The following is a 26059-nucleotide window of genomic DNA, read 5'->3' on the forward strand; positions in this document are numbered from 1 at the left end:
GGCCGGAGCCGGGATCAGCCCACGGAGCTGTACGCCACGACGCCGCGGAGCAGCCCGTCGACGGCCTTGCGGGCGTTCTTGGCCACCGTGCTGTCCTCCCGGGGCGCGGCTGCCGCGACCTGGCCGAGGACGTCGATGACCTGCTTGCACCAGCGCACGAAGTCGCCCGCGGGCATCTCCGCCTCGCGCAGCACCTCGTCGAGCGCCTTGCCCGAGGCCCACTGGTGGGCGGCCCAGGCGAAGCCGAGGTCGGGCTCGCGCTGCCCCACGCCCTCCGCCTGGTTGATCTTGAACTCCTCCTCCAGGGCGTCCAGCCGGCCCCAGATCCGGATCATCTCGCCGAGTGCCTCCTTGGCCCGGCCGCCCGGGACCTTGGGCGCCACCGCGTCGTCCGCCTGGCGGGCCTCGTAGACCAGCGCCGAGACGCAGGCCGCGAGTTCGGCGGGACCGAGGCCCTCCCAGACCCCGTCGCGCAGGCATTCGCTGGCGAGCAGATCCAGTTCGCCGTAGAGCCGCGCCAGCCGCCGGCCGTGCTCGGTGACCTCCTCGCCGCGGAGGTAGTCCATCTCCGTCAGCAGCGCCACGATCCGGTCGAAGGTCCGCGCGATGGTGTTGGTGCGGCCCTCGATGCGGCGTTCCAGCTGGCGGGTGTCGCGCTGCAGCCGGTGGTAGCGCTCGGCCCAGCGGGCGTGGTCCTCGCGCTCGTCGCAGCCGTGGCACGGGTGGGCCCGCAGCTCGGTGCGCAGGCGGGCGATCTCCCGGTCGTCGGCCGCCGCCGCACGCTGCTTGCGGTGCCGCTCCGGCACGATGTGGCCGGCCTTCGTCCGCAGCGCGGACGCCAGGTCGCGCCGGGACTGCGGCGAGCGGGCGTTGAAGGACTTCGGGACGCGCATCCGCTCCAGCGCCTCCACGGGCACCGGGAAGTCGATCGACGCGAGCCGCTTGACCTGGCGTTCGGCGGTGAGCACCAGGGGACGCGGGCCGTCGTGGTGCTCGAAGCCGCGGTGCCCGTTGGACCGCCCGGCGGGCAGCCCGGGGTCGAGCACCAGGGCGAGTCCGGCGAACTTGCCCGTCGGCACGTGGATCACGTCGCCCGGCTTCAGCCGCTCCAGCGAGGCCGCGGCCGCCGCCCGGCGCTGCGAGGCGCCCTGCTTGGCGAGTTCCGTCTCCCGGTCCTTGAGCTCACGCCGCAGCCGCGCGTACTCCTCGAAGTCGCCGAGGTGACAGGTCATCCCCTCGCGGTAGCCGTCGAGGCCCTCCTCGTTGCGCTGGACCTGGCGGGAGATGCCGACCACCGAGCGGTCGGCCTGGAACTGGGCGAAGGACGTCTCCAGCAGCTCCCGCGAGCGGTGCCGCCCGAACTGGTGCACGAGGTTGACGGCCATGTTGTACGAGGGCTTGAAGCTGGAACGGAGCGGATACGTGCGGGTGCCGGCGAGGCCGGCGAGCGCGCCCGGGTCCATGGCGCGCTGCCACAGGACGACCGCGTGCCCCTCGACGTCGATGCCCCGGCGGCCGGCCCGGCCGGTCAGCTGGGTGTACTCGCCGGGGGTGATGTCCGCGTGCTGCTCGCCGTTCCACTTGACGAGCTTCTCCAACACCACCGAGCGCGCGGGCATGTTGATGCCGAGCGCGAGGGTCTCGGTGGCGAAGACGGCCTTGACCAGGCCGCGGACGAACAGCTCCTCCACGACCTCCTTGAACGTCGGCAGCATGCCCGCGTGGTGGGCGGCGATGCCGCGCTCCAGACCTTCGAGCCACTCGTAGTACCCGAGGACGTGGAGATCCTCGGTCGGGATGGAGGCGGTGCGCTCCTCGACGATCGAGCGCACCGTGGCGCGCGCCGCCTCGTCGTTGAGCCGCAGGCCCGCGTGGAGGCACTGCTGCACGGCCGCCTCGCAGGCGGCCCTGCTGAAGATGAAGGTGATGGCGGGCAGCAGGCCCTCGGTGTCGAGCCGGTCGATGACCTCGGCACGGCCGGGGGTCCAGATCCGGCTGCGCTGGCGCCGCTCGCGCTCGCGGTCCGCCTCGCGCACCATCTTCCCGCGCCGCCGGTCCCGCGGGTTGTAGCCGCGCTGGTTCTCCATCCTGGCCAGGCGGACCAGATCCGGGTTGACCTCGCGCTTGGTCCTGCCGCGGCCGCCGTGGTCGGTGCTCTCCTCGAAGAGGTCGTACATCCGGCGGCCGGCCATGACGTGCTGCCACAGCGGCACGGGCCGCTCCTCGGAGACGATCACCTGGGTGTCGCCCCGGACGGTGTCCAGCCAGTCGCCGAACTCCTCCGCGTTCGACACGGTCGCGGAGAGCGACACCAGGGTCACGGAATCGGGGAGGTGGATGATCACTTCCTCCCACACCGCGCCGCGGAACCGGTCGGAGAGGTAGTGCACCTCGTCCATCACGACGTAGCCGAGGCCGCGCAGCGCCTGCGAGCCCGCGTAGAGCATGTTCCGCAGCACCTCGGTGGTCATCACGACCACCGGGGCGTCCGGGTTGACGCTGTTGTCGCCGGTGAGCAGGCCGACCCTGTCGGCGCCGTGGCGCTTCACCAGGTCCGCGTACTTCTGGTTGGACAGGGCCTTGATGGGCGTGGTGTAGAAGCATTTGCGGCCCTGCTCGAGGGCCAGGTGGACGGCGAACTCGCCGACGATGGTCTTGCCGGAGCCGGTGGGTGCCGCGACGAGCACGCCCTTGCCGGCTTCCAGCGCCTGACACGCCTCGATCTGGAACGGGTCGAGGTCGAAGTCGTACATCGCGCGGAAGGGGGCCAGTGCGGTGGCGGCCTCCGCCGCGCGGACGCGGGCGGCGGCATAGCGCTCGGCGGGTGAGAGGTCCTCGGTCATCTTGTTCATGAGCCTACCCGCCACCTCCGACAGTCAGCGGATCTTTATCCACCGGGCCCCGGGGTCCCCGGGACCACGCAGAAACCACCCTCTGTGTACCCGCGGAGGGGGGCGCGGCACACACGGCAAAGGGCCGGGAATCGATGTCCCGGCCCTTGTCGCTCACCGCACCCGGGCGGTGACGTTGCGTCAGGTGATGTCGTCGTATCCGTGTCCGCGCCGGGTGTCGGGCTCGCCGGACGCCTGCTCGGGCAGTGCCCTGGGGGCGGGGACGGCCTCCACACCGCCGACCGGGGCCGGCGTGAGGTCGAGGTCGGCCGCCTCGTCGTCGTCGAGTTCGGCGTCGGGGTCGTTCCGCCTGCGGCGGCGGTCGTTGAGGAGCGAGAAGCCGACGGCCACGAAGTAGAGGAAGATGATCGGCCCGGACAGCGCGATCATGCCCAGCGGGTCCGTGGACGGGGTGGCGATGGCGCCGAAGACGAAGATGCCCATCACCGCGCCGCGCCACCAGCCGAGCATCCGCCTGCCGGTGACGATGCCCGTCAGGTTGAGCATGATCAGCAGCAGCGGCAGTTCGAAGGAGAAGCCGAAGATCAGCACCATCCGGACCGTGAAGTCCAGGATCTTGTCGACGCTCAGCAGGTTCTCGGCGGGAGCCGGGGTGATGGACAGCAGGACCTTCATGCTCACCGGCATGATCAGGTACGCGAAGTAGACACCGGCGGCGAAGAGCGGCGCGGCCGCCGCCGCGAAGTAGTACGTGTACTTCTTCTCGTTGCGGTGCAGGCCGGGCGCGACGAACGCCCACAGCTGGTACAGCCAGATCGGGCAGGAGACCACGATGCCGGCCATGAGGACGACCTTGACCGTGGTGGTGAACGGCGAGAGCAGGTCGGTGTAGACGACCGTCGCGCACACCCCGCCCTTCTTGGGGCCGTCGACGGCGCACTCCGGGACCGGCGAGGTGAGGAACTCCATCAGCTCCTGGCTGAACGCCACCGCGACGACCGACGCGACGACGATCGCCAGCGTCGCCTTGGCGAGCCGGTTGCGGAGCTCACGAAGATGGTCCGCGAGCGGCATGCGCCCCTCGGGGTCCTTCTCCTGCTGTCTGGGGCGGGCAGGCTTGAGCAACCCACGTCCTCATCTCGTGCGGCAGGCCGTCGTCACAGCGGCCCTGGGGGTCGTCAGCGCTGGGGGGTGTCGGTCGGCTCGTTCACCGGGCGGGCGCTGGTGACGTCACCGGGCGCGGCCTGGATCGTGCGCGGCACGGCCTGGCCCTGGGCCGGGTCCTTCGGCTCCGCGGGAGCGGTCTGCTGCTGCTGGCCGTCGGACTTCATCGCCTTGGCCTCGCTCTTGAGGATGCGCGCGGACTTGCCGAGCGAACGCGCCATGTCGGGCAGCTTCTTGGCGCCGAAGAGCAGGAGGATCAGAAGGGCGATGATGATGATCTCGGTGGGGCCGATCTGTCGGAACATAGTTGTGTCTACCTTCTCACCGAGGCGGCTTGGGGCTGGTGTCTGCATGTCCCTGCGGACAGATGTCCGAAACGACGCAGCGATCGTAACCCGCAGGGGTAAACGCTGGGCAATCCTCTTGCATACTCCGGTCAGCGGCCCGGTGCCTCATCTCCGGTGCCGCCACCAGCAGCGTACCGCCCGGTTCCGAGCTTCTGGAGAGGGCGTACGCGATCCGGCCGGGCCCGGGGCCCCTGGCTCAGCGCAGCGATTCCCCGCTTCTGGCGAGACCGGCGGCCGACCGTTCCAGGTCCTGCGCGGCGCGCTCGACGCGCTGTGTGGTAGTGGCGACCTGATCGCCGAGGCGGCGTGCCTCCAGGGCGACCCGGATGGCGAGCACCCCCAGGACGGCGATCGAGAGGAAGCCGACGGCGACGGCGAGCATGGGCCAGAACATGCGCCGAGCCTAGTGCGTCCGCGGCCGGCGGCACCGTGCGGGCGGGCTCACGCCGTGGTGTGCAGCCGCAGGGTGCGCACGCCGCCCCCGGTGAGCAGCTCCACTATCCGCTCGCCGGCGGGCTTGCGGACCGCCGTGCCGCACTCGGGGCAGGTGAACGAGTAGAAGGTGGTGCGCCGGCTGCCGCCGATGGCCAGGCGCAGCGCGCCCGCCGACAGTTCGAAGCGGGCACGGCAGTCGGGGCAGGCGGCCCTGAACAGCACCGGACCGACCTGGGTGGGGGCTCCCGGGACGAAGGACACGCGCGGCTCCCCTCAGTCCCGGCCGTCGTAGGCGGCGAGGGCGTCGAGCGCCGCCTGCCGCGCGCTCGAGGCGAGCTCCGGCGGCGACACGATGCGCCCGTCGCGGCCGAGCCGCAGCGCGAGCCGGCGCAGCGAGGCGGGGGCCGGGGTGCGGATCGTGATGCGCAGGCCTCCGTCCGGCAGCTCGTCGGCCCGGTCGTGGGGGTAGTACTCGGCGACCCAGCGACCTCCGGGGCCGACCTCGACGACCACCTCCGGGTCGTCGGCCGCGGGCTGCACCAGGCCCTCGGAGAGGTCCCGGAGTTCGATCTCGGGCGGCGCGGCCGGGGCGTCGAGCAGCCGGATCTCGGCGACACGGTCCAGGCGGAAGGTGCGCCGCGCCTCCGACTGGCGGCACCACGCCTCCATGTACGTGTGGCCGACGGCGAAGAGCCGGATCGGGTCGACCTCGCGCTCGGTCAGCTCGTCGCGTGCGGGCGAGTAGTAGCGCAGCCACAGCCGGCGGCGCTCCGAGATCGCGCGGTCGACGTCGGCGAAGACACCGCCCTCGGACTCGAAGGTCACCGAGAGCCGGGAGCTAGCGCCGGCGGCCTCGCCCGCCGCGCCCTCGATCTTGGCGGTGGCGCGCAGCAGCGCGTCCCGGTCGCCTTCGCGCAGGCCCGGCAGGGTGGCGACGGCCCGGGCGGCGACCAGCAGGGCGGTCGCCTCGTCGGCCGCCAGGCGCAGCGGCTCGGCGGTGGACTCGCCCGAGGCGTCGGGGTTGCGCCACCAGATGCGCTCGCCGTCGGTGTCGATGTCGAGCAGGTCGCCGCCCCGGAAGCTGGTGCCGCACATGGGCAGCACGTCGAGGTCGGAGATCAGCTCGTCCTCGGTGATGCCGAAGGCGCGGGCGACGTCCGCGATGCGGGCGCCGGGGCGCTCCCGCAGATAGGTCACCAGCGAGAGCATCCGCCGGGTCTGGTCGATGGCGTTCGCGGCCATGGTCGTCCGACTCCTCCTCAGCCCTTGGCCACGGCGCGCAGCCGGTCGACCACGTCCGCCCGCAGGTCCGCGGGCTCCAGCACGACGGCGTCCGGGCCGAACTCGACCAGCCAGGCGTCCAGTCCGTGCCCGTACGGAATCTCCAACTCGTCCCACCCGTCGCCGAGTTCCCGCACCCCCACGGCGCGGGCGCGCAGCGGGTATCCGCAGCCCGCGCGGAGCCGGATCAGCGCGGTCCTGGTGGCGGTCTCCCCGGCCCAGCTCTCCACGGTCTCGCGGACGGTCACGACGTCGGGCACCGGCGCGGTGAACGCTCCCGTCCTGGCCCGGACCCGTCCGGTGATCCGGGACAGCCGGAAGACGCGCTCGGCGCCGCGCTCCCGGTCGTGGCCGGCCAGGTACCAGTGGCCGCGCCAGCACTCCAGCGCCCACGGTTCGACGAGGCGCTGCTCGGGCCGGGCGGCGTTGGCCTTGCGGTAGTCGAAGGCGACCGGCCGGCGGTCGCGGCAGGCGAGCATCAGCGGTTCGAACGCGGCCTCGTGGACGGGGATACGCGGTTCGAGCGCACTGTGCCGGTCCTCGTAGACGTCCTCCGTCTCGGGCATGCCGGCGGCGCGCAGCTTCTGCAGGGCCCCGCTCGCGGCGCCCGCGAGGCGGGCCTGCTGCCACACCTTCGCGGCGAGGCCGAGCGCGGCCGCCTCCTCGGCGTCGAGGGTGATGGGCGGCAGCGTGTTGCTGTCCCGGCGGGCGACGTAGCCGATGTCGCCGTCGAGGGACTCCACCGTCTCGATGACCAGACCGAGTTCGCGCAGATCGTCCTTGTCGCGCTCGAACATCCGGTTGAAGGAGTCGTCGGTCGAGGCTTCCATGTACGCCTCGATGGAGCCGCGCAGCTCGCGCTTGCTCAGCGGGCGTCCGGTCCCGAGCAGACACAGCGCCAGGTTCATCAGCCGCTCGGCCTTGGCAATGGCCATCGACGCCCTTCACCTCTTCTTATGGAGTCCCCCTGTGCCCGTCGACCGTACCGCCCCGGGGTGTCCGGACAAAAGCGAGGGCCCGCGCCTGACGGCGCGGGCCCTCGTCGCGCGGCGCGGTGCGCCGCGGTGCTCCGTCAGACCGCGACCAGGTCGCAGACGAAGATCAGCGTCTCGCCCGGGGCGATGGCGCGGCCGGCGCCGCGGTCGCCGTACGCGAGGTGCGCCGGGATGGTCAGCTGGCGGCGCCCGCCGACCTTCATGCCCTGGATGCCGCGGTCCCAGCCCGCGATGACCTGGCCGGCGCCCAGCTTGAAGCCGAGCGGGGTGCCGCGGTTCCAGGAGGCGTCGAACTCCTCGCCGGTGGAGAAGGCCACGCCCACGTAGTGGACCTGGACCGTGTCGCCGGCCTTGGCCTCCGGGCCGTCGCCCTCCCAGATCTCCTTGATCTCCAGGTCGGCCGGCGGCTCGCCGCCCGGGAAGTCGATCTCGGGCTTCTCGATGCTCACGGAAGGTGCTCCTTGCGGTTCTGCTTGTCCAATGGGCCGGGACAGTCTCTCAAACGTCCCGGCCGCGCGGGGACGTGTCGCCTACGAGGAGGAGGCGGACAGGATGTCGACGGAGAAGACCAGCGTCGAGTTGGCCGGGATGCCGTTCTGCTCCTTGTCGCCGTAGCCCTGGGCCGGCGGGATCACCAGCAGCACGCGGCTGCCGACCTTCTTGCCCTCCAGGCCCTGCTGCCAGCCCTGGATCACTCCGGAGAGCGGGAAGCTGACCGGCGCGCCGCCACGGGCGTAGCTGCTGTCGAACTCCTTGCCGCCCTTCCACAGCACACCCTTGTAGGCGACGGCGAGCGTGTCCGTCTTCTTGACCGCGGGCCCGTCGCCCTCGATGACGTAGTTCGCCACGAGCTTGGTGGGCGCGGTCTTGTCGGGCACGGTGAGCGACGGGGCCTTGCCGTCGGTGTTGGTGCCGACCTTGGGCAGGTCGATGTTGTCCTGGGCGACCTCGGTGCCCTTGGCGGACTTGGGCACGGTGGTGGCCTTCAGGACGTCGACGACGAAGACGAGCGTGGAGTTCGCCTTGATCGGTCCCTGGTCCTGGTCGCCGTAGCCGAGCTTCGGCGGGATCGACATCTCGACGCGGCTGCCGACCTTCTGCCCCTCCAGCCCCTGCTCCCAGCCCGGGATGACCTGACCCGCGCCGAGCGTCAGGTCGAAGGGCTGCTTGCCGAAGCTGGTGTCGAACGGCTGGTCGGAGTCCCAGGTCTGGCCCAGGTAGTTGACCTGGATCTGGTCGCCCTTCTTGAGCGTGGCGCCGTCACCCTCGCTGACGACCTCGGTCTTCAGCTCCTTCGGCGGTTCTCCCTCGCCCTTGGCGAGGGTCGGCTTCTGGCCGAACTCCGCTCCGGCGGTGATGGCGGGCAGACCGCCCTGGGAGGAGGCGGAATCGGAGGCCTTGTCCTCGCTGCCGCACGCGACTGCCGACAACAGCAGCAACGGGGCGACGATAAGGCCGGCAAGTCGGCGCACGTGTTCCTCAGATCTCTGACGTCACATTCGGGTCCGGGACACTCTAGGGCGTGCCCCGGGCCCCGCACGAGAAACGTACGGGGCCCGAGTGACGTTCCGGGATTCGTGCTACATACCGGCGATCAGCTTTTCCACCCGGTCGTCCACCGAGCGGAAGGGGTCCTTGCAGAGCACCGTGCGCTGCGCCTGGTCGTTGAGCTTGAGGTGCACCCAGTCGACGGTGAAGTCGCGGCGCTGCTCCTGCGCCCGCCGGATGAAGTCGCCGCGCAGCCGGGCCCTGGTCGTCTGCGGGGGCACCGACTTGCCCTCGAAGATCTTCAGGTCGTTGCAGATGCGGGCGGCCTGGCCCTTGCGCTCCAGCAGGTAGTAGAGCCCGCGCCGGCGGTGGATGTCGTGGTAGGCGAGGTCTATCTGCGCCACCCTCGGGTGGGACATGGTCATGTTGTTCTTGGCGCGGTAGCGCTCGATGAGGTTGTACTTCATGACCCAGTCGATCTCGGTCCCGATGCGGTCGAGGTCCTCGGCCTCGATCGCGTCGAGGGTGCGGCCCCACAGCTCCAGCACCTGGGCCACCGTGCCGGTGCGGATGCCGCGGCGGTCGACGAAGTCGACGGCCTTCTCGTAGTACTCGCGCTGCACCTCGAGCGCCGAGGCCTCCCGGCCGCTGGCCAGGCGGACCTTGCGCTGGCCCGTTATGTCGTGGCTGACCTCGCGGATGGCCCGGATCGGGTTCTCCAGGGTCAGATCGCGCATGACGGTGCCCGCCTCGATCATGCGCAGCACCAGGTCCGTGGCCCCGACCTTCAGGAGCATCGTCGTCTCGGACATGTTGGAGTCGCCCACGATGACGTGGAGGCGGCGGTACCGCTCCGCGTCGGCGTGCGGCTCGTCACGGGTGTTGATGATCGGGCGGGAACGGGTGGTCGCCGAGCTGACGCCCTCCCAGATGTGCTCCGCGCGCTGGCTGACGCAGAACACCGCGCCGCGGGGGGTCTGGAGCACCTTGCCGGCGCCGCAGATCAGCTGCCGCGTCACCAGGAACGGGATGAGGATGTCGGCCAGCCGGGAGAACTCGCCGTGCCGGGCCACGAGATAGTTCTCGTGGCAGCCGTAGGAGTTCCCCGCCGAGTCGGTGTTGTTCTTGAAGAGGTAGACGTCGCCCGCGATTCCCTCCTCGTGCAGGCGGCGTTCGGCGTCGACGAGAAGGCCCTCGAGAATGCGCTCGCCGGCCTTGTCGTGCGTGACCAGCTCGGTCACGTTGTCGCATTCCGGCGTTGCGTATTCCGGATGCGAACCCACGTCGAGGTACAGGCGGGCGCCGTTCCGCAGAAAGACATTGCTGCTGCGGCCCCATGACACGACACGGCGGAAGAGGTAGCGCGCCACTTCGTCAGGTGACAGTCGGCGCTGTCCCCTGAACGTGCACGTGACGCCGTACTCGTTCTCCAGCCCGAAAATGCGGCGGTCCATGTCTGAACATTACGCCTCACGGCCTGAGCTGAAACCGGGTTGGGCGGCACCGTTTCGATCATTTTCCTCCGGACCGTCCTCCGGGGCCGCGGGACCGTCCGCCGCCACCGGATGCGACAGCACCCGCTGAGTGAGCGTCAGGACCAGCAGCGCGGCGAACCCCCCGGCCGCGGCGACGGCGAAGCCCCACACCGTGCCCCCGCCCTCGACGGCCGGTCCCGCGGCCCCGGTGCCGACCGCGGCGCCGACGCCGAAGGTCGTCACCAGCCACGAGAAGGCCTCGGTGACCGTGCCCCGCGGCGCGTGCCGGTCGACCACGATGAACGCGCAGGCGAGCGCCGGGGCCAGGAACACGCCGGCGAGGACGGACAGGGCGGCCATGGCCGGCACACCGGGCAGCAGGAGCAGCGGCAGATACCCGAGGGCGAGCAGCGCGACGATCACCCGCAGCCTGCGCTCCGGCTCGCCGGCCCACTGCCGTGCGCCGTACGCCGTGCCGCCGAGCAGCGCGCCGAGCCCCAGCGCCGCCATCAGCCAGCCGTACACCGCGTCCCCGCCGTGGCCGTCCGCGTAGGCCACCGCGGCCACCGTGATCGAGCCGAGGGCGAGCCCCACGAAGAAGAAGGCGCCCAGCAGGGCCAGCAGCCCGCCGGAGCGCAGCGCCCCCAGCCAGTGGGCCTCGCGCGGCGCCGAACGCCAGGCGCGGGAGGGCTCGGAGAGGACCACCGAGAGCGCGCCGAGCACGCCGACGGCGTTGATGACCAGCAGCGCGGCTCCGGGCGACGCGACGGCGACGATGAGCGTCACCAGCAGCGGGCCGAGCGTGAACAGGATCTCCTGCGCCACCGCGTCCATGGCGTAGGCCCGGTGCACCCGGTCCTGGCGGCCCAGCACGTCCGGCCAGAGCGCCCTGAGACCGCCCTCCAGCGGCGGGGTGAAGAGACCGGCCACGATCACCGCCGCGTACGCGACCGGCAGCGAGCCGGTGCCCGCGAACGCGAGCAGCAGCATGCCGAGGCCGGAGACGACGGCCGCGGGCAGCTGGACCCGGGGCTGGCCGTACAGGTCGACCGCGCGGCCGAGCAGCGGCTGGCCCACCGCGGTGGCGAGCCCGTAGACGGCCGCCAGGGCGCCGGCCAGCGTGTAGCTGCCGCCCTCGGAGCGGGTGAAGAGCACGATCGCGATGTGCGCGGTGGCGTTGGGCAGCCTGCCCACGAGTGTGCCCGCCAGCAGGCGCGTGGCGTGCGGCGCCTTGAGGATGTCCGCGTACCCGGCGGCCATGCGGCTCCCCCTCTCCCCCGGCCCCGCCGAGGTTTTACGTATAACCTGATGCTCCATACGTACCATGACCCCAGTCCGGGGGTCCACCGAGCCGCCGCCCCGGACGGGCAGGACACCGCGCGGCCGAGAACGGGCATCCATGGCACCCCCCACCCCCGGCCCCGTTCCCGCGCCCCAGCCCGCACGCCCCACCAGCAGGGACGTCGCCCGCGCCGCGGGGGTCTCCCAGGCCACCGTCTCCCTCGTCCTCGGCGACAAGTGGCGCGGCCGGGTGTCCGAGCGCACCGCCGCCCTGGTCCGCGACACCGCCCGCGACCTCGGCTACCGGCCCAACCTCGCCGCCCGGAACCTGCGTCTCGGCCGCACCAGGACGGCCCTGCTCGTCGTGCCGGCGCTCACCAACGAGTTCTTCGCCCGCGTCCACACCGGCGCCTCCAGGGTCGCGGAGCGGCACGGTTTCGGCGTCGTCCTCTACCCCTCGCCCGACGGCACCGGCCCGGCCCGGGACCCGTTCGCCTCCGCCCGCGCCGCGCTCGACGGGGTCATCGCCTCGTCGATGGCGGCCGAGGCCCTCGGCGCCATCCGCGGGGCCGATCTCCCCCTGGTGATGCTCGACAGCGACCCGGCGGAGCCCGGCGTCGCCGCCCACGTCAACCTCGACGTCGCCGACGGCATGCGCCAGGTGGCCGGCCATCTGGTCGCCCTCGGGCACCGGCGCATCGTCCATCTCGCCTCCGCCGTCGCCTCCTGGACCTTCGACGCACGCGCCGCGGCCCTGCGCGACGCGCTCGCCGGCGCCCCCGGGGTGGACGTGCGCACCGTCAGGGCCGCCCTCGACGTCCGCTCCGGCCTCGAAGCCGCCGAAGCCGCCCTCACGGCACCGGGGCCGCGCCCCACCGCACTGCTCTGCGACGACGACATCCTGGCCGCCGGCGCGTGCAAGGCGGCCCGGCGCCTCGGCCTGCGCGTGCCCGGTGACGTCTCCGTCACCGGGTTCGACGACCTCGCCCTCGCGACCGCCGTCGAACCGGAGCTCACCACCGTCCGTCTCCCCGCCGAGCGGATCGGCGAACGCGGCATGACGGCCCTGCTCGACGTCCTGGACGGCCGTCCGCACCGGCGGGACAGCCTTCCCGTGGAACTCGTCGTGCGCGGCTCCAGCGCCCCGCCTCCGCCGGCCTGAGCCCCGGGCGGGCAGACACGTCCCGGAGCCCCGGACCCACACGGCCGGGCGGACAGGCACGTCCCCGGAACCAGGGCCGAGCGGCCCGTGCCCGACGCCCGGAAGACAGCGAAGTGCCCCCGGACCGCCCAGGGCGGCAGGGGGCACCCGCGAGACGCGTACGGCCGTACGGCCCTACTCGCCGGACTCCGGCCCGGACGAGTCGTCCGCCTCGTCCGACGGCGCGTCCGTCGGCGCCGTGGCGGCCTCCTCGGCCTCCAGCAGCCGGGCGAGCTGACGGCCCACGATCCGCTTGAACTTCCGCTGCTGCGGCCGCGTCCGGTCCAGGACGGCCACTTCGAGCCGGTCGGCCGGGATCTCGCGGTCGTTGCCGTTGGCCTGGCTGGACAGCGCCTGCACGGCCAGCTTCAGGGCCTCGGCCAGCGACATCCCGTCACGGTGGCGCTGATCGAGGTAGCCGCTGATCTGCTCCGCGTTGCCGCCCACCGCGACCGAGCCGTGCTCGTCCACGATGGAACCGTCGTGCGGCAGCCGGTAGATCTGGTCGCCCTCCGGCGCGTCGCCGACCTCGGCGACCACCAGCTCCACCTCGTACGGCTTCTCGCCGGCGCTGGAGAAGATCGTGCCGAGCGTCTGCGCGTACACGTTCGCCAGACCGCGGGCCGTCACGTCGTCGCGGTCGTAGGTGTATCCGCGGAGGTCCGCGTAGCGCACCCCGCCGATGCGCAGGTTCTCGTACTCGTTGTACTTGCCGGCCGCGGCGAAGCCGATCCGGTCGTAGATCTCGCTGAACTTGTGCAGGGCACGGGACGGGTTCTCGCCGACGAAGACGATGCCGTCGGCGTACTGGAGCACGACAAGGCTGCGACCGCGGGCGATGCCCTTGCGGGCGTACTCCGCCCGGTCGGCCATCGCCTGCTGGGGTGAGACATAGAACGGCGTCGACACCGGCTATCCGTCCCTTTCTGTCGGAGGAGGAGAGAACATCATCAGAGCAACGCGGCGCGCGGTCCGTCGGGCTGGGCGAGCCGGCGCTCCAGGATCGCGCGCGCGATCCCGGACGACTCCTCGTCCGTCAGCCTGCGGAACCCCTCGTCCGTGATGACCGTGACGATCGGATAGATACGCCGCGCGACATCCGGACCGCCCGTCGCGGAGTCGTCGTCGGCCGCGTCGTACAGCGCCTGGACGACGAGCGTCGTCGCCTCCTCCTCGCTGAGGTCGTCGCGGTAGAGCTTCTTCATCGCACCCCGCGCGAAGATCGACCCCGACCCGGTCGCCGCGTACCCCGTCTCCTCCGAGCGGCCGCCCGTGACGTCGTAGGAGAAGATCCGGCCCCTCTCCCGGTCCACGTCGAACCCCGCGAAGAGCGGGACCACGGCGAGGCCCTGCATGGCGAGGCCGAGGTTGCTCCGGATCATGGTCGACAGCCGGTTCGCCTTGCCCTCCAGCGACAGCTGGACGCCCTCGACCTTCTCGAAGTGCTCCAGCTCGAGCTGGAAGAGCTTCACCATCTCCACCGCGAGCCCCGCGGTGCCGGCGATGCCCACCGCCGAGTACTCGTCGGCCGGGAACACCTTCTCGATGTCCCGCTGGGCGATCATGTTGCCCATCGTGGCCCGCCGGTCGCCGGCGAGCACCACGCCGCCCGGGAACGTCGTCGCCACGATCGTCGTGCCGTGCGGCGCCTCGATCGCGCCCTGCACGGGCGGCAGGGCGCGGTTGCCGGGGAGCAGGTCGGGCGAGTGCGCGCCCAGGAAGTCCATGAAGGACGACGATCCCGGCGTCAGGAAGGCAGCTGGTAGACGCCCGGTGCTACGAGTGTTGGCTTCCACGCGTTTCCCTCCAGGTATGCGGCGGCCCGACGCAGGGTCTCGCGATCGTCCCCAACTTGCCGACGGCCGGATTGCAGTTGAAGCAGTACGCCAGGGACCCTACCCGTCCGGTGGCGGTGATCCACATGAACTGCGGGACCGGCTGGACGGACGGGGCGGGAGCCCGGCCGGGAGCCGTCGCCCCGCCCCCGCGCGTCGTCCCCGCGCCTGCTCGTCCGCAGCCGCCCGGTGAGGAGTGCCCGCGGCGCGGGCCTCCCCCGCACCGCAGACAGCGCCTCACGCGCTCTTCACCACGCCCTCTTCGCAGAGGGGCCGGTCACTCTGCCCGGATCCTCACCTCGAAGGCGGGATCACTCTCCGCCCTTCTGGACGAAGGACCGCACGAAGTCCTCCGCGTTCTCCTCGAGGACGTCGTCGATCTCGTCCAGGACGGAGTCGACGTCGTCCGAGAGCTTCTCCTGACGCTCCTTGAGGTCCTCGGCAGCCTGCGCGTCCTGCGTCTGCTCCTCGGCCTCCTCCGTGGAACGCGTGGCCTTCTGCTGTCCGCCGCCGGTGTCCTTGGTCGCCATCCACCTCACCCCGCTTCGGTTCGACGTATCTGATCAGACCCTACAAGCCGGGTCCGACATCGGCCCCGGCTTCCGCTCTCCGTCCGGGACCTTGCTTTCATGATTCCCGGATGCGAGCCGTTTCAGCCCCCGGACAGGACTTTCAGCAGGTCCTCCGCGGTGCGGCAGCGGTCCAGGAGATCCTTGACGTGGTTGCGGGTGCCCCGCAGCGGCTCCAGGGTGGGGACCCGTTGCAGGGAGTCGCGGCCCGGCAGGTCGAAGATCACCGAGTCCCAGGAGGCGGCCGCCACGTCGTCGGCGAACTGCTCCAGGCAGCGGCCGCGGAAGTAGGCCCGGGTGTCCTCCGGGGGCTTGGCCTCGGCCCGCTCGACGTCCCGCTCGTCCAGCAGGCGCTTCATCCTGCCCCGGGCCGCCAGCCGGTTGTACAGGCCCTTCTCGGGGCGCACGTCCGCGTACTGGAGGTCCACCAGGTGCAGCCGCGCCGCGTCCCATTCCAGGCCGTCCCGGCGGCGGTAGCCCTCCATGAGCTCCTTCTTGGCGACCCAGTCCAGTTCGCCCGCGAGGCTCATCGGATCGGTCTCCAGACGGTTCAGGGTGTCCTCCCAGCGCGCCAGGACGTCCTTGGTCTGCTCGTCGGCGTCCGCCCCGAAGCGCTCCTCGACGTACTTGCGGGCGAGCTCGAAGTACTCCATCTGGAGCTGCACGGCGGTGAGGGTGCGGCCGCTGCGCAGGCTCACCAGGTGCTGGAGGTCAGGGTCGTGCGAGACCTGGTGCAGGGTGCGCACGGGCTGCTCGACGGCGAGGTCGACGGTGATGAAGCCGTCCTCGATCATCGACAGGACCAGCGCCGTGGTGCCCAGCTTGAGGTAGGTGGAGATCTCCGAGAGGTTGGCGTCGCCGATGATCACATGGAGGCGGCGGTACTTCTCGGCGTCGGAGTGGGGCTCGTCGCGGGTGTTGATGATGGGCCGCTTGAGCGTGGTCTCCAGGCCCACCTCGACCTCGAAGTAGTCGGCGCGCTGGCTGATCTGGAAGCCGTGGTCACGGCCGTCCTGACCGATTCCGACACGGCCGGCGCCGGTGACGACCTGGCGGGAGACGAAGAACGGCGTCAGGTGCCGCACGATGTCCGAGAAGGGGGTCTCCCGCTTCATCAGGTAGTTCTCGTGCGTGCCGTAGGACGCGCCCTTGTTGTCGGTGTTGTTCTTGTACAGGTGGATGGGCTGGGCGCCCGGGAGCTGGGCGGCCCGCTCGGCGGCCTCGGCCATGATGCGTTCGCCGGCCTTGTCCCACAGCACGGCGTCCCGCGGGTTGGTGACCTCGGGCGAGCTGTACTCGGGGTGGGCGTGGTCGACGTAGAGCCGGGCGCCGTTGGTGAGGATGACGTTGGCGAGGCCGATGTCCTCGTCGGTGAGCTGGCTGGAGTCCGCGGCCTCACGGGCGAGGTCGAAGCCGCGGGCGTCCCGCAGCGGGTTCTCCTCCTCGAAGTCCCAGCGGGCGCGGCGCGCCCGGTGCATCGCCGCCGCGTAGGCGTTGACGATCTGGGACGAGGTGAGCATGGCATTGGCGTTCGGGTGACCGGGGACGGAGATCCCGTACTCCGTCTCGATGCCCATTACTCGCCGTACGGTCATGCGGCCCTCCTTGCCCGGCGGCGCTCCCTGTCGGTGGGCGCTGAATACCGCTGCTTTCCGGTGCGCGTGCGGTGCCCTTCCCCGTATTGCGCGACTCGGCGATACCGGAGAGCCTATTGCGCCGCTGCTCGGGTGGGGAGATCGATTGCGTCATTGCTGTGCTGTGGCCGTACCTGTCCGGAAAGCAACCGGCTGCGGATGCAGTGTGTCCTTTCTGCCGTGGCAGTGGACGGGCATCCGCAGCCGGTGTGCCTCGATTACAGGTACTGACCGGTGTTGGCCACCGTGTCGATGGACCGGCCGGTGTCCGCTCCCTGCTTTCCGGTGACGAGCGTGCGGATGAAGACGATCCGCTCGCCCTTCTTGCCGGAGATGCGGGCCCAGTCGTCCGGGTTGGTGGTGTTGGGCAGGTCCTCGTTCTCCTTGAACTCGTCCACGCATGCCTGGAGCAGGTGGGCGACCCTGAGGCCCTTCTGGTTGTGGTCGAGGAAGGCCTTGATGGCCATCTTCTTGGCCCGGTCGACGATGTTCTGGATCATCGCGCCGGAGTTGAAGTCCTTGAAGTAGAGGACTTCCTTGTCGCCGTTGGCGTACGTGACCTCGAGGAAGCGGTTCTCCTCGGATTCGGCGTACATCTGCTCCACGACCGACTGGATCATGGCGTGGGCCGCCGCCTCCTTGGAGCCGCTGTGCTCGCCGAGGTCGTCGGCGTGGAGCGGCAGGGAGGGCGTCAGGTACTTGGCGAAGATGTCCTTGGCCGCCTCGGCGTCCGGACGCTCGATCTTGATCTTGACGTCGAGCCGGCCGGGCCGCAGGATCGCGGGGTCGATCATGTCCTCGCGGTTCGAGGCGCCGATGACGATCACGTTCTCCAGGCCCTCGACGCCGTCGATCTCGGCGAGGAGCTGGGGGACGATGGTGTTCTCGACGTCGGAGCTGACGCCGGAGCCGCGGGTGCGGAAGAGGGATTCCATCTCGTCGAAGAAGACGATGACGGGGGTGCCCTCGCTGGCCTTCTCACGGGCCCGCTGGAAGACGAGGCGGATGTGCCGCTCCGTCTCGCCGACGTACTTGTTGAGGAGCTCGGGGCCCTTGATGTTGAGGAAGTAGCTCTTCCCCTGGGGGCGCCCGGTGACTTCGGCGACCTTCTTGGCAAGGGAGTTGGCGACGGCCTTGGCGATGAGCGTCTTGCCGCAGCCGGGCGGTCCGTAGAGCAGGATGCCCTTCGGCGGCCGCAGCTCGTGCTCCTTGAAGAGGTCGGGGTGGAGGTACGGGAGCTCGACCGCGTCGCGGATCATCTCGATCTGGCCGCCGAGGCCGCCGATCTTGTCGTAGTCGACGTCGGGGACCTCTTCGAGGACGAGTTCCTCGACCTCGCTCTTCGGGATGACCTCGTAGACGTATCCGGAGCGCGGTTCGAGCAGGAGGGCGTCGCCGGGGCGGATGGTGGTGTCCAGCAGCGGCTCCGCGAGCCGCACCACCCGCTCCTCGTCGGTGTGCCCGATGACCAGGGCGCGCTCGCCGTCCTCGAGGATCTCCTTGAGGGTGACGATGTCCCCGGCGCGCTCGTACTCCATGGCCTCGACCACGTTGAGCGCTTCGTTGAGCATGACTTCCTGGCCGCGCCGGAGCTCTTCGGGCTCGACGCCGGGACTGACGTTCACCCGGAGCTTGCGGCCCCCGGTGAAGATGTCGCAGGTGCCGTCCTCATTGGCCTGGAGGAAGACGCCGAAGCCAGCCGGGGGCTGTGCGAGGCGGTCGACCTCCTCCTTGAGTGCCACGATCTGGTCGCGGGCCTCACGGAGCGTGTTCGCGAGCCGTTCGTTCTGCGCGGACACGCCTGCCAGGTTGGTCTGAAGCTCGACGATCCGCTCCTCGAGAATCCTCGTGTGACGCGGAGAGTCGGCGAGCTTGCGGCGCAGGACGGCGATTTCCTGCTCGAGATAGGCAACCTGGCCGGCGGGGTCCTCAGACCCTCGCCCCGGCCGGATGCCGCGGTTGATGTCGTCGTCGTGGGCTGCCACGGTCCTCACCTCCTCCAAGGGGAGCTGGACGCTTCCTGACCCTACCTGTGTGGGTGGTGATTGAAACCCCTAGATCACAAAGACGGAAGGGGTGTGTCCGATCTTCACCCTTGCGCTCTCCCTCGTGCCCAGGGAATACCCAGGAGATACCCACCCGGCAACATCGGAAAGCGGTCGGTTGTATCGTCGAAGCGTTCAACACCCGCCAGGGCTGGCACGACTTGCTTCGTTCAGCTGCTGCGACGAAGGAAACGGCAGGAGATATGACCGTGCAGCACGAGGTTCCCACCGAGGGTTCCGGCGACGCGCTCGAGGTCTGGATCGACCAGGACCTGTGCACCGGCGACGGTATCTGCGCGCAGTACGCGCCGGAGGTCTTCGAGCTCGACATCGACGGTCTCGCCTATGTGAAGTCCGCGGACGACGAGCTGCTGCAGGAGCCGGGCGCCACCACGCCCGTGCCGCTGCCGCTGCTGACGGACGTCGTGGACTCGGCGAAGGAGTGCCCCGGCGACTGCATCCACGTGCGCCGGGTCTCGGACCGGGTCGAGGTCTACGGACCCGACGCCCAGTGACCTCTCAGACACCCAGGGCGGCGGTGTCGTCGGAGCGGACGAACACGCCGCCCCGCCACTGCCACTTGACCTGCTCGCGGATGTCGGGGCAGCAGCGGGGCACGTCGAGCGACGAGTAGCCGAGCAGCGCGGCGGTGACCGCGCCGTCACGGACGGCGAGATCGGCCACCGAGGCCTTCTCCTCGGGGTCCACCAGGGTCGCCACGATCCGCGCCGTGCCGTCGCGCCCGGCCGCGAGGACGTAGACCCCGTGCGGCGGGTTGCCGGAGCCCGCGTCGCAGCGGGCCGCGACGACCGTCTCCGGGCCGCCGTCGCCGTCGAGGTCCCCGGTGGCCTTCGCGGTGACGAGTGCCGGCAGTCCGCCGCACTCCAGCGGCAGCTCCACCGCCGCCGGATCGGGCGCGGGGGCCGGCTGCTCGGGAGCGGGCACGGGCGCGGCCGCGCCGGCCCGGGCGGCGGTGCCGCTCTGGGTGGCCGTGGCGGCGTCGGGCTGGAGGAGTCCGGCGCCCGCGACGACCGCGGCCATCGCCGTCGCCGTCAGGAGCCAGTGCACCGGGCGGGTCTGGGTGTGCGCGAGGTCCGGGACGACGGGGTTCTGCACGCCGGTGGTCTCCTGAGAGGTCGTGCGGGGTGGGGGTGGCCAGCATCGTGCCATACGTCACACGCCCGGGGAACAGGGGGGTGGGTGACATCCCGGTGACGATCCTCCGCCCGCTCGGGCGGGCAACACGGCGACGCCGCCGCACAGTTCCCCGATGCCTGCGGGAAGTGTGCGGCGGCGTCGTCGTGTTGTGGTGGGGTCAGCCCTTGTTGGGGCCCTCGTAGTCCTCGCCGTAGGCGCCCTTGGCGGGGCGGCGGCGGCGCATGGGGGGCTCCACGCCGTCGGCGAGGCGGCGGGCGGTCACCAGGAAGCCGGTGTGTCCGATCATCCGGTGGTCGGGGCGGACGGCCAGTCCCTCGACGTGCCAGTTGCGGATCATCGACTCCCACGGCTGCGGCTCGGCGAAGCAGCCGATCTCGCGGATGGACTCGACGGTCCGGGCGAGCTGGGTGGTGGTGGCCACGTAGCAGCAGAGGATGCCGCCGGGGACCAGGGCCTTGGAGACGGCCTCCAGGCACTCCCAGGGGGCGAGCATGTCGAGGATCACACGGTCGACGTCGGTGTCGCTCAGGTTGTCCTGCAGGTCGCCGACGGTGAGCTGCCAGGCCGGGTGGGGTCCGCCGAAGTAGCGTTCCACGTTGGCCTGGGCGATCTCGGCGAAGTCCGCACGGCGCTCGTAGGAGTGGAGCATGCCGTGGTCGCCGATGGCGCGGAGCAGGAAGCTGCTCAGCGAGCCGGAGCCGACCCCCGCCTCCACGACGCGGGCGCCGGGGAAGATGTCGGCGAAGGCCAGGATCTGCCCCGCGTCCTTGGGGTAGACCACGGCGGCGCCGCGGGGCATGGACAGGACGTAGTCGGGGAGCAGGGGGCGCAGCGCGAGGTAGGCGACGTTTCCCGTGGTACGGACAACACTGCCCTCGGGAGCGCCGATCAGCTCGTCGTGCGGGAAGGAACCCTTGTGGGTGTGGAAATTCTTCCCGGCTTCGAGCGTGAACGTGTAGTGGCGTCCCTTGGGGTCGGTGAGCTGGACCTGGTCCCCGACCTTGAAGGGCCCGCGACGGCGGGCGGCACCGGTCGGTTCGGACATGTGACCAGCCTACCGGCCTGGCGGTGGCCGCCCGACCACGGGCGGGCGGGGCCGGCCGGGTCAGGCGGGAGGCGTGGTGCCGGGGCGCGCCATGGCGGCGACGAAGGCGCGTTCGACGTCGGCGGTGGACAGCACGCCGTAGATCTCGCCGGTCTCCTCGACGACCAGGTACTCGGTGGCGGGGGCGGCCCGCAGCCGGTCGAGCAGGGCCTCTCCGGCGAGTTCGGCCGGGACCCTCATGCCGTCGGTGAGGTCCTGGGCGAGGCCGCTGACGGCGACCCAGGGGCGCCGGTGCTCGGGGACGCCGACGATGGCGGCCTCCCGGACGATGCCCGTCGCGTCGCCCTGGCCGTCGACGACGACGAGGGCGCGGGCGCCCGCCTCGTTGGCGCGGCGCAGCGCCTCGGAGAGGGGGGTGGCGGGCTCGACGGGGACGGCGCGGCGGGTGAGGGCGCGGGCGGCGAGTTCCGGCAGGTGCTCGCGGAGCCGGGCCATGCGCAGGCTGTTCCCGGCGCCGGTCCAGATGATGGCGGCCAGGATGGCGGCGAGCAGGGCGTCGGTGACGGTCTCCATGCCGCCGATGTCCTCGGTGGCGTTGCCCAGGGCGCCGGTGTGGGTGAGCAGCGGCAGGCCGATCAGGACGGCGACGGCGAGGGCGCGGCCGACCCAGGCGGCGGCGACGGTGCCGGCCATGGGCTTGCCGGTGATCTTCCACACGACGGCGCGGAGCATCCGGCCCCCGTCCAGCGGCAGGCCGGGCAGGAGGTTGAAGGCGGCGACGATGAGGTTGGAGATCATCAGGCCGGCGAGCAGCACGCCGGGGACCGTGCCGGCGTCGACGGCCGACAGACCGAGGTAGAAGACGCCGGCGAGGACGAGCGAGAGCAGCGGTCCGACGAAGGCGAGGACGAACTCGCGGCCGGGTGTCTCGGTCTCCTTCTCGATCTCGGAGACGCCGCCGAAGAACTGGAGCTGGATGCGCCGGACCGGCAGCTTGAAGCGCAGCGCGGCGACGGTGTGGGCGAGCTCGTGGACGAGGACGGAGGCGTAGAAGGCGACGGCGAAGAAGAGGGAGACAAGGTAGCGGGCGCCGCCGAGCTCGGGCAGGACCCGGTCGAGCTGGCCGCCGAAGACCCAGGTGATCAGGGCCGCGACGACGAACCAGCTGGGGGCGACGTAGACGGGCACGCCGAAGGGGCGGCCCATGAGGATGCCGCCGCCGGGCCCGGAGCGGCGCTTCGCGGCGGGGACGCCGGGGCCCTTCGCTCCGGCGCCGGCGCGCGACCGGTCGCGCTCGCCGCTCGTGTCGTCCTCGTTCACGGGGTCCTCTCGTCGCCGGGGCCGTCCGCCGGTTTCACCCGCCGGTCCGTCCGGGGTGCGGGGTTCTGCCGTCGATGGTATGCCGCTCGCTGTCGGTGGCGGGCCGTAGGGTCTGTGTCATGAGTACGAGTCAGCCGCCCGCGGAGGGGTCCTCCGCCGTGGCCGCGGAGCCCACATCGCTGTCGCCCTCGCGGGCCGGCGACTTCATGCAGTGTCCCCTGCTGTACCGCTTCCGGGTGATCGACAGACTGCCCGAGAAGCCGAGCGAGGCGGCGACGCGGGGCACGCTGGTGCACGCCGTCCTGGAGCGGCTCTTCGACGACCCGGCCGCCGAGCGGACGGTGCCGCGGGCGAAGGCGATGATCCCGGGGCAGTGGGACAGGCTGCTGGAGGCGCGTCCGGAGCTGGGCGGGCTGTTCGGCGAGGGCGGGGACGCCGGCGAGCGGCTGGCCCGCTGGATGGGCGAGGCCGAGCAGCTGGTGGAGCGGTGGTTCTCGCTGGAGGACCCGACGCGGCTGGAGCCGGCGGAGCGGGAGATGTTCGTCGAGACCGAGCTCCCGTCGGGTCTGCGGCTGCGCGGGGTGATCGACCGGGTGGACATCGCGCCCACCGGCGAGGTCCGCATCGTCGACTACAAGACGGGGAAGGCGCCGCGGCCGGAGTACAGCGAGGGCGCGCTCTTCCAGATGAAGTTCTACGCCCTGGTGATCTGGCGGCTGAAGAAGGTGCTGCCGCGCCGGCTCCAGCTGGTGTACCTGGGCAGCGGTGACGTGCTGACGTACGACCCGCAGGCGGCCGACCTGGAGCGCACGGAGCGGAAGCTGCTGGCGCTGTGGGAGGCGATCCGGGAGGCGACGCGTACCGGGGACTGGCGGCCGCGGCCGACGAAGCTGTGCGGCTGGTGCGACCACCAGGCGGTCTGTCCTGAATTCGGCGGCACTCCCCCGGTTTATCCGTTGATCGTTTCCCCGGCGGGGTCCGGGGAGGATGAGCAGGGCAGAATGGGCCCGGTCTAGCGAAGGAGTGCCCGTGGCGATCCGCGTCCTACTGGTCGACGACCAACCACTGCTGCGTACCGGCTTCCGCATGATCCTCGAGGCGGAGCAGGACATCGCGGTGGTCGGCGAGGCCGGGGACGGCCTCCAGGCCCTCGATCAGGTGCGGGCGTTGCAGCCCGATGTGGTGCTGATGGACATCCGGATGCCGCGCATGGACGGCGTCGAGGCGACGCGGCAGATCACCGGGCCCGGCCGCGACGGTCCGGCGAAGGTGCTCGTGCTGACCACGTTCGACCTCGACGAGTACGTGGTGGAGGCGCTGCGCGCCGGGGCCAGCGGCTTCCTGCTGAAGGACGCGCCCGCCAACGAGCTGGTGCAGGCGATCCGGGTGGTCGCCGCGGGCGAGGCGATGCTCGCGCCGAGCGTGACGCGCCGGCTGCTCGACAAGTACGCGGACCATCTCCCGTCGGGCGACGAGCCCGTCCCGGACGCGCTGAACACGCTGACCGACCGCGAGGTCGAGGTGCTGAAGCTGGTGGCCCGGGGCCTGTCCAACGCGGAGATCGCGGCGGACCTGTTCGTGAGCGAGACCACGGTGAAGACCCATGTCGGGCATGTGCTGACGAAGCTCGGCCTGCGGGACCGGGTGCAGGCGGCGGTGTACGCGTACGAGAGCGGTCTGGTGCGCCCCGGGGCCCAGTGACCGGGGTGCGGCACCCAGGCCGTACGGCGAAGGGCCGGGGGCCCGGCGGCTCACGCCCCGCCGGGCCCCCGGCCCTTCGCGTTTCCCGGGCCGCCCCGGTCAGGGGCGGCCCGGGCACGGGTCAGGAGCCGCCGCCGCGGGAGAGCTCCCACAGCTGGAGGTCGGAGCTGGCGTTGAGCGTCCACTCGATGCCGTTGATGTCGTCGCGGGAGGCGACGTACTGCTTGCCCTGCCACAGGGGCAGGAACGGCACGTCCTCGGCGACGATCTCCTGGATCTTCTTGAAGGCCGGGGAGGCGGCGGTGCGGTCGGCCTCGCGGCGGGACTGCGGGATGAGGTTGCGCGCCTCGGTGCTCACGTAGGGCGAGTTGAGGAAGTTGCCGTCGTCGAGGAAGGGCGCGGTGTAGTTGTCGGGGTCCGGGAAGTCGGGGAACCAGCCCAGGCCGTAGACGGCGTAGTCGCCGCGCTTCTGGGCCGGGCGGAACTCGGACCACTCGGTGCCCTTGACGGTCACCTCGAAGAGCTTCGTGGCGTTGAGCTGGTCGCGGAGCGTCTCGAACTCCTTGGCGGTGCCCTCGCCGTAGTGGTCGGTGGTGTAGTTCAGTTCCAGCCGGACCGGGGTGTCGATGCCCGCGTCCTCGAGGATGGCCGCGGCCTTCTCGGTGCTGGGCTCGCCGTACTTGTTGTAGAACGAGTTGGTGTGCGCGGCGATGCTCGTCGGGATGAGCGAGTACAGCGGTTCGGCGGTCGAGCCGTAGACCTGGCCGGCGATCTGGCCGCGGTCGACGACGGCGGCCATGGCCTGGCGGACGGCCTTGTTCTTCACCGACGGGTCGGTGGTGTCGAAGGCGAGGTAGCGGATCTCCAGGCCGGGGACCTCGGTGAGGGTGATGCCCTCCTTCGGGTTCTCGGAGAGATCCCGGATCTGCTCGGGCGACATCGCGCGGGTCATCACGTCGATGTCGCCGGCCTCCAGGGCCTTGCCCATGGCGGCGGCGTCCGCGAAGGAGCGGAGTTCGACCTTGTCGTTGTGGAGCTTGATGTCGCCCTTGTACTCGTCGTTCTTGCTGAAGACGACCTTGGTGATCTTGTCGCCTTCGGTCTCGGTCTGCATCGTGTACGGGCCGCTGCCGTCGACGGCGAAGCCCTCGCGGAGCTTCTTGGCGTCGTAGTTCTTCGGGCTGACGATGCCGGCGACGGGCGTCGAGAGCTTGTAGGGGAACGTGGCGTCGGGCGTCGAGAGGTGGAAGACGACCTCGTCGTCGCCCTTGGTCTCGATGGTGTCGATGTTGGCCAGGAGGGCCGCGGTGCCGTTGTCGGCATCGATGTCGAGCACGCGCTGGAGGGAGAACTTGACGTCCTTCGCCGTCACGGGGGTGCCGTCCGCGAAGCTCAGGCCGCTGCGCAGCTTGCAGCGGTAGCTCTCGCTGGCGTTGTCGGTGAAGGAGCACGACTCGGCCGCGTCCGGCACGGGCTCGCCGCCGCCGCGCGGGGCGTGCATCAGGGTCTGGACGGTCTGGCGCAGGACGTTCCAGGCACCGGTGTCGTAGGCGTAGGCCGGGTCCAGCGGGGCGGGGGACTCGGCGCTCGCGGCGAACTGGTCCGTGGTGCCCACGACGATGGCGTCACCGCCGCCCGACCCGCCGTCCGTGCTGCCGCAGGCGGCGAGCACGGGCGCGAGCAGGCCGATCATGGCCAGCGGCACCAAGGTCTTACGGTTCATCCTGGACGTTCTCCCTCATCCGACCGGCTCTGGGATGCAGCGGTGTGTGTGCGAGTCACTACGCCGCTTCCACCCGGTCGGGGTGGCGCGATCGTGCTGGTGGAACAGAGCGATCGGTCCTGTGTTTCCGAGGGTGTGATGACCTTCGGGGCATCTCGGCTAGGCGGCGGAGTTCCCGGCCACGACATTAGTCCCAGGCGCCAGGAAAGCGTGAACGGGCCCGAGTTGGGGCGTAATCGCAGAGTGATCACGAATGCCTGCGTGTGCCCTCCGGACCGGTGGATGATTCATATGCGTCCGCCGCAAAACGGGCATGCGACGGCCCCCTTTCCGCCCTGAGGGGCAGGCCGGGGGCCTTCGGTCGACCGGTCGGGATGTACGCGCAGTGACGAAGGTCACGTGACGGAACACCTTGTCGATTACCGATCGGTAATACAGATGGTGACGGAAACTACATGGTCCGCTGCCCACGGTTTCCCGGCGCATTCGAGATGCACGGACCGTACACGT

Annotated in this window: 25 protein-coding genes; 4 read left to right on the top strand and 21 right to left on the bottom strand. The window is 71.1% G+C overall.

Translation table 11 applies throughout. The features are described 5' to 3' along the window. Positions 1–14: 14 nt before the first annotated feature. From IAG43_RS05510 to IAG43_RS05560, 11 genes are all read right to left on the bottom strand, one after another. Positions 15–2843, bottom strand: coding sequence for a DEAD/DEAH box helicase (locus IAG43_RS05510; protein WP_187744303.1), 2829 nt, complete (start codon positions 2841–2843; stop codon positions 15–17). 189 nt (positions 2844–3032) lie between these two features. Further along, entirely contained in the window at positions 3033–3926 is an 894-nt protein-coding gene (gene tatC / locus IAG43_RS05515; protein ID WP_187744304.1) for a twin-arginine translocase subunit TatC, read from the bottom strand. 104 nt (positions 3927–4030) lie between these two features. After that, entirely contained in the window at positions 4031–4321 is a 291-nt protein-coding gene (gene tatA, locus IAG43_RS05520) for a Sec-independent protein translocase subunit TatA (RefSeq protein ID WP_187739633.1), read from the bottom strand. A gap of 238 nt (positions 4322–4559) precedes the next feature. Continuing rightward, complete coding sequence (locus IAG43_RS05525; protein WP_187739634.1) at positions 4560–4757, bottom strand: hypothetical protein; 198 nt, start codon at positions 4755–4757, stop codon at positions 4560–4562. A 47-nt stretch (positions 4758–4804) separates the two neighbouring features. Next, complete coding sequence (locus tag IAG43_RS05530) at positions 4805–5059, bottom strand: hypothetical protein (RefSeq protein ID WP_187739635.1); 255 nt, start codon at positions 5057–5059, stop codon at positions 4805–4807. A 12-nt stretch (positions 5060–5071) separates the two neighbouring features. Next, positions 5072–6040 (bottom strand): helix-turn-helix transcriptional regulator, encoded by a 969-nt coding sequence (locus IAG43_RS05535; RefSeq protein WP_187739636.1) that lies wholly within the window; start codon positions 6038–6040, stop codon positions 5072–5074. A gap of 17 nt (positions 6041–6057) precedes the next feature. Further along, complete coding sequence (locus tag IAG43_RS05540; RefSeq protein WP_187739637.1) at positions 6058–7014, bottom strand: helix-turn-helix transcriptional regulator; 957 nt, start codon at positions 7012–7014, stop codon at positions 6058–6060. A 137-nt stretch (positions 7015–7151) separates the two neighbouring features. Continuing rightward, positions 7152–7523 carry an FKBP-type peptidyl-prolyl cis-trans isomerase gene (locus tag IAG43_RS05545; RefSeq protein WP_187739638.1) on the bottom strand — a complete coding sequence of 124 codons (372 nt, stop codon included), beginning with the start codon at positions 7521–7523 and terminating at the stop codon, positions 7152–7154. Between the two features lie 81 nt (positions 7524–7604). Beyond that, positions 7605–8546 (bottom strand): FKBP-type peptidyl-prolyl cis-trans isomerase, encoded by a 942-nt coding sequence (locus tag IAG43_RS05550; protein WP_187739639.1) that lies wholly within the window; start codon positions 8544–8546, stop codon positions 7605–7607. 108 nt (positions 8547–8654) lie between these two features. Then, positions 8655–10016, bottom strand: coding sequence for a Pup--protein ligase (gene pafA, locus IAG43_RS05555; protein WP_187739640.1), 1362 nt, complete (start codon positions 10014–10016; stop codon positions 8655–8657). Positions 10017–10025: 9 nt separating this feature from the next. Beyond that, positions 10026–11297 carry an MFS transporter gene (locus tag IAG43_RS05560; protein ID WP_187739641.1) on the bottom strand — a complete coding sequence of 424 codons (1272 nt, stop codon included), beginning with the start codon at positions 11295–11297 and terminating at the stop codon, positions 10026–10028. A 139-nt stretch (positions 11298–11436) separates the two neighbouring features. On the opposite strand from IAG43_RS05560, the gene IAG43_RS05565 reads away from it, so the two are divergent. Continuing rightward, on the top strand, positions 11437–12480 hold the full coding sequence (locus tag IAG43_RS05565; RefSeq protein WP_187739642.1) for a LacI family DNA-binding transcriptional regulator: 1044 nt from the start codon (positions 11437–11439) through the stop codon (positions 12478–12480). Positions 12481–12654: 174 nt separating this feature from the next. Here IAG43_RS05565 and prcA read toward each other — a convergent pair whose 3' ends face one another. From prcA to arc, 6 genes are all read right to left on the bottom strand, one after another. Continuing rightward, complete coding sequence (gene prcA, locus IAG43_RS05570) at positions 12655–13428, bottom strand: proteasome subunit alpha (RefSeq protein WP_187739643.1); 774 nt, start codon at positions 13426–13428, stop codon at positions 12655–12657. Between the two features lie 41 nt (positions 13429–13469). Continuing rightward, on the bottom strand, positions 13470–14315 hold the full coding sequence (gene prcB, locus IAG43_RS05575) for a proteasome subunit beta (RefSeq protein ID WP_187739644.1): 846 nt from the start codon (positions 14313–14315) through the stop codon (positions 13470–13472). Beyond that, positions 14267–14578, bottom strand: coding sequence for an endonuclease domain-containing protein (locus IAG43_RS35105; protein ID WP_343075539.1), 312 nt, complete (start codon positions 14576–14578; stop codon positions 14267–14269). Before IAG43_RS35105 ends, prcB begins: the two co-directional genes overlap by 49 nt. 87 nt (positions 14579–14665) lie before the next feature. Then, positions 14666–14884 (bottom strand): ubiquitin-like protein Pup, encoded by a 219-nt coding sequence (locus IAG43_RS05580; RefSeq protein WP_187739645.1) that lies wholly within the window; start codon positions 14882–14884, stop codon positions 14666–14668. Positions 14885–15006: 122 nt separating this feature from the next. Further along, positions 15007–16518, bottom strand: a complete 1512-nt coding sequence (gene dop / locus IAG43_RS05585) for a depupylase/deamidase Dop (RefSeq protein ID WP_187739646.1) — start codon at positions 16516–16518, stop codon at positions 15007–15009. A gap of 257 nt (positions 16519–16775) precedes the next feature. Then, positions 16776–18542, bottom strand: a complete 1767-nt coding sequence (gene arc / locus IAG43_RS05590) for a proteasome ATPase (RefSeq protein ID WP_187739647.1) — start codon at positions 18540–18542, stop codon at positions 16776–16778. A gap of 263 nt (positions 18543–18805) precedes the next feature. Between arc and IAG43_RS05595 the strand changes: the two genes are divergently transcribed. Then, entirely contained in the window at positions 18806–19117 is a 312-nt protein-coding gene (locus IAG43_RS05595) for a ferredoxin (protein ID WP_187739648.1), read from the top strand. A gap of 4 nt (positions 19118–19121) precedes the next feature. On the opposite strand, the gene IAG43_RS05600 is transcribed toward IAG43_RS05595, so the two are convergent. The 3 genes from IAG43_RS05600 to IAG43_RS05610 all read right to left on the bottom strand — a co-directional run bounded on the left by IAG43_RS05600 (position 19122) and on the right by IAG43_RS05610 (position 22125). Continuing rightward, complete coding sequence (locus tag IAG43_RS05600) at positions 19122–19718, bottom strand: hypothetical protein (RefSeq protein WP_187739649.1); 597 nt, start codon at positions 19716–19718, stop codon at positions 19122–19124. A gap of 199 nt (positions 19719–19917) precedes the next feature. Beyond that, positions 19918–20805, bottom strand: a complete 888-nt coding sequence (locus IAG43_RS05605) for a tRNA (adenine-N1)-methyltransferase (protein ID WP_187739650.1) — start codon at positions 20803–20805, stop codon at positions 19918–19920. A gap of 60 nt (positions 20806–20865) precedes the next feature. Next, positions 20866–22125 carry a site-2 protease family protein gene (locus IAG43_RS05610; protein WP_187739651.1) on the bottom strand — a complete coding sequence of 420 codons (1260 nt, stop codon included), beginning with the start codon at positions 22123–22125 and terminating at the stop codon, positions 20866–20868. A gap of 119 nt (positions 22126–22244) precedes the next feature. Between IAG43_RS05610 and IAG43_RS05615 the strand changes: the two genes are divergently transcribed. Continuing rightward, entirely contained in the window at positions 22245–23141 is an 897-nt protein-coding gene (locus tag IAG43_RS05615; RefSeq protein WP_246574077.1) for a RecB family exonuclease, read from the top strand. A 13-nt stretch (positions 23142–23154) separates the two neighbouring features. Beyond that, positions 23155–23826, top strand: coding sequence for a response regulator (locus IAG43_RS05620; protein ID WP_147990638.1), 672 nt, complete (start codon positions 23155–23157; stop codon positions 23824–23826). Positions 23827–23947: 121 nt separating this feature from the next. On the opposite strand, the gene IAG43_RS05625 is transcribed toward IAG43_RS05620, so the two are convergent. Next, positions 23948–25549 (bottom strand): ABC transporter substrate-binding protein, encoded by a 1602-nt coding sequence (locus IAG43_RS05625; RefSeq protein WP_187739653.1) that lies wholly within the window; start codon positions 25547–25549, stop codon positions 23948–23950. Positions 25550–26059 lie beyond the last annotated feature (510 nt).

The sequence above is a fragment of the Streptomyces genisteinicus genome (assembly GCF_014489615.1).
GTDB classification, from domain to species: Bacteria; Actinomycetota; Actinomycetes; order Streptomycetales; family Streptomycetaceae; genus Streptomyces; species Streptomyces genisteinicus.